The 3,742-nt window shown below is 72.6% G+C and carries 3 protein-coding genes; 2 read left to right on the top strand and 1 reads right to left on the bottom strand.

What is annotated here, in order from left to right; translation table 11 throughout:
- Both RMN98_RS00420 and RMN98_RS00415 read left to right on the top strand, forming a co-directional pair.
- Positions 1–417: LLM class flavin-dependent oxidoreductase (locus RMN98_RS00420; RefSeq protein ID WP_309646824.1), on the top strand; the 417-nt coding region annotated here is incomplete at its 5' end.
- Between the two features lie 58 nt (positions 418–475).
- Positions 476–1,063, top strand: coding sequence for a flavin reductase family protein (locus tag RMN98_RS00415; RefSeq protein WP_309646823.1), 588 nt, complete (start codon positions 476–478; stop codon positions 1,061–1,063).
- Positions 1,064–1,314: 251 nt separating this feature from the next.
- On the opposite strand, the gene RMN98_RS00410 is transcribed toward RMN98_RS00415, so the two are convergent.
- Positions 1,315–3,711 carry a PAS domain-containing protein gene (locus RMN98_RS00410; RefSeq protein WP_309646822.1) on the bottom strand — a complete coding sequence of 799 codons (2,397 nt, stop codon included), beginning with the start codon at positions 3,709–3,711 and terminating at the stop codon, positions 1,315–1,317.
- Positions 3,712–3,742: the final 31 nt, after the last annotated feature.

The raw sequence follows: 3,742 nt of genomic DNA, 5'->3' as shown, positions 1-3,742 counted from the left end.
GCCTGGCACGAGGCCGGGCGGCTCCTCGAGGGCATCGACGACGAGACGTTGGCCCGCGTGCAGGCAGGGTTGCGACGGAGCGAGTCCGAGGGCCAACGGCGCATGCTCGAGCTCAACCGCGGGAGCAAGGACGACCTCGAGATCTACCCGAACCTCTGGGCCGGCGTCGGGCTGGTCCGCGGCGGCGCCGGCACCGCGCTGGTGGGCAGCCACGAGGAGGTCGCCGACCGCATCGAGGAGTACCACGCCCTCGGCATCGACGAGTTCGTGCTCTCCGGCTACCCGCACCTCGAGGGTGCCTACTGGTTCGGCGAGGGAGTGCTGCCGCTGCTGGAGAAGCGCGGCCTCTGGAAGCACCCCGCTCCTACGACGTACGCCGCCTCGGTCCCGTTCGGCGCGAGCGCAGCGGCGTCGTGAGCCTGCCCGACCCTGCGGCCGTCATCGGCCGTCCCGCCCCGACCTCAGGAGTGAGCACATGACGACCACCGACATCACCCGCACCGCCCTCGCGCCGACCGTCGATGACCGCCGACCGGACCAGGAGCTGGACCCCGGCGAGCTGCGCCAGGCCTTCGGGGCCTTCCCCAGCGGCGTAGTGGCCGTGGCCGCCCTCGTGGACGGCGAGCCGGTCGGCATGGCCGCCAGCTCGTTCACCTCGGTCAGCCTCTCGCCGGCCCTGGTCGCGTTCTCGGTCGCCACCACCTCCTCGACGTGGCCGACGCTGCGCTCCGGGGACCACCTCGGGCTGTCGGTCCTGGCCAGCCACCACGACCAGGCGTGCCGGCAGCTCGCCGGGCCGGCGGCCGAGCGCTTCACGGGGCTCAGCACGCGGACGACCGACCGCGGTGCGCTGCTCCTCGACGACGCGGTGGCGACGTTCGACTGCAGCGTCGAGCGCGAGATCGAGGCCGGCGACCACATCATGGTGCTGCTGCGCCTGCACGCGGTCGAGGACGGGGGAGCCGGCTCCCCGCTGGTCTTCCACCGCAGCGGCTTCGAGCGGCTCGACGGGCACGCGGGGGATCGCCGCGAGGGCCATCGCTCCCTCCGGCGCGTGGGCTGAGTCTGAGACATGCCCCGGACAGGGGCCCCGGGCAGGCCGATGGCGGCGCCAGCTTGGGAGGCGCCGCCATCGTGAGTGGGTCCTGCCGGGCCAGGCGACGTGGCTCCGGGGCCGGTCCCGTGGTGGGTGGGTGGTGCAGGGCGCCGACCAGCTCGACGGGGGAACGAGCTGGCCGACGCAGTCCTATTCTGACCTCGGGAACCCTCTGTTCACGCGGTGCACGTGTACGAACTTGGGTTAGTGCCGCTGCGCTATTCGTGTGGGACGGATGTCTTGGTCGTCCGACCGGCAGTGGTCTGGTCAGGGTCCTGGGGGAGCCACAGCGCGACCTCCGTGCCGCCCTCGGGCCGTCGGGCCACCGACCACTCACCGCCCGCGATCTGCGCGCGGTCCTGCATGCTCGAGAGTCCGAGGTGTCCGGCGACCGACGACACCCGGTCGTCCGGGATGCCGACGCCGTCGTCGATCACCCTCAGGTCGAGGCCGCCGTCACGGGAGCCGAGGGTGAGCGTCACGTGGTCGGCGCGGGCGTGCTTGCGCACGTTGAACAGGGCCTCCCTGGCGATCCGGTGGGCCACGCGCAGGACGGAGGCCGCCGTAGCCGCCGCGGCGTCGGGGTCCCGCTCGACCACGCTCACCTCGGTGCTGCTGCCGTCGAAGATCTCGCGGGCGGTCTCACGCAGCGCCGGGGCGAGGCCGTGGTCGAGGTCGACCGGAGTGAGGTCGAACAGCAGCGTGCGCAGCCGGTCGGTCGCCTCCGAGACGGTGGCGCGGAGTGGGTCGACGTACTCGATCAGGTGGGGCGCCTCCGCGGTGATCCGTCGCGACAGCAGCCCCAGGCGCAGGTCGACCGCGGCCAGGGCCTGGACCGAGTCGTCGTGGACCTCGGCGGCGATGTGCGCCCGCTCGGCGTCCTGGGCGTCGACCAGGCGGCTGAGCAGGTGCTGGCGCTGCTCGGCCAGGTCGCGCAACGCACGCTCGGCCGCCACCCGGTCGGAGAGGTCTCGCTGGACGGTCGCGAGCGCGAAGGGCTCGTCGCTCTCCGGGTCGCGGATGAGGAAGCTGGCGATCTGGACCGGGATGGCCGGCCCGCCCCGCAGGTCACGCAGGGTCGACTCGCCCTCCCAGAAGCCGTTCGCGATGACCGCGGGCTGCTCGACGGTCAACGACAGCTCCAGCCCCTCCTCGGTCAGGTAGTCCGAGATCCGGGTGGCGGAGACGTCCACGTCGACGTCCATGCCGACCATCGCCCGGCCCGGAGGATTGACGTAGAGCACGGTCCCGTCGAGGGCGGCGATGGCGATGAACTCGGGGCAGGCCTCGACGAGGGCCTTGAAGCGCAGCAGATCGACGTTGGCCGCGCGCAGGGCACGCTCGGCCGTCATGAGCTCGGTGACGTCCTGGGCCACCCACACCGTGCCCAACGGGGCTCCGGTCTCGGGGTGGAAGATGTGGAACGCCTCGGTGCGCGCCACGGTCGACCCGTTGGACCCGGTCAGGGTCAGGTCGCCGCGCCAGCGTCCACGCGAGGCGAGGCCCTCCTCGACGTCGCCGATGACGTCCTCGGCGATGTGCGCGGCGAAGACGTCGCGGAAGGACGACCCGACCCACTGTGCGCCGAGCTCGGAGACCCGGGCGTTGACGTAGGTGGCGATCGAGTCGGTGTCGGTGATCGCGATGAGGTCGCTGGTGGCGTCGGCGAGAGCCTTGAACTTCACCTGCTCCTCGAGCGCCTCGCGCTGCGCGCGCAGCAGCAGCGCGTTGTCCAGGGCCAGCGCGACGCGTTCGGCCACGTCGACGGAGAAGTCGGTGTCCTTCTCGCTGAAGGGTGCCGCGTCACCGCGCCGCACCAGGTCCAGGGCGCCCAGGAGGTTGCCACGGGCCCGCAGGGGGATGCGCAGCACCGAGTGGGCGCCGGTCTCACGCAGCCAGGTGTCGATGAAGGCGTCGCCGAAGGGGTCCGTGGTGTCGGTGTCGGCGACCGTCGCCAGCGAGATGTGACGGGCGCGCGGGATGCCCTCGGCCAGCGCGCGGTCGATCTCGAGTTCCTCGGGACGCGCCCGTTCGCGCGGCGGCTTCAGGTCGCCACCGCCCGGAGCCGTCGAGGTGTTGAAGGCAGCGATGCGCAACCGCTCCGGGTCCGGACCGGTCAACCAGAGCGCGCCGGAGGAGTCGGTGCCCTCGGTGGCGGCGGCGACGGCGGTGTCCAGCAGGGCCGGCACGTCCACCACGTCGCGGGCCAGCGCGGCGTCGAGCTCGACCAACGCCGTGATCCGGCGGTCCTGCTCCCGCGCCTCGCTCTCCAGTCGCCGCTGGTCGGTGACGTCACTGACCACGCCCAGACCGCCGGCCGGCGCCTCGCCCTGGGTGCTCAGCGGCTGGAAGTAGGTCTCCAGGATCCGACCCTGGTGCTCGAGGTCGACCACGAACGTCTCGCCGGCCAGCGTACGGCGCAGCTGGAGCACGGCCTGGGGGTCATCGGCATAGGCCTCGATCAGGTCGGCACCCACCAGCTGACCCGGGAGCAGCCCCAGGGCAGCGAGCCCCGGGCCCTCCGACATGGTGCACACGCCGCGGTGGTCGAAGGTGTAGACGATCGACGGTGTGGTGCGCAGCCAGGTGGACGGCGGAACGGTCAGGGTCTCCACGCGATGCTGCCTTCCGTCCGAGAGCTCCCGC

It is taken from the genome of Nocardioides sp. (genome assembly GCF_031397825.1).
Taxonomy (GTDB): Bacteria; Actinomycetota; Actinomycetes; order Propionibacteriales; family Nocardioidaceae; genus Nocardioides.
This window is presented reverse-complemented; position numbering and strand designations above follow the sequence as displayed.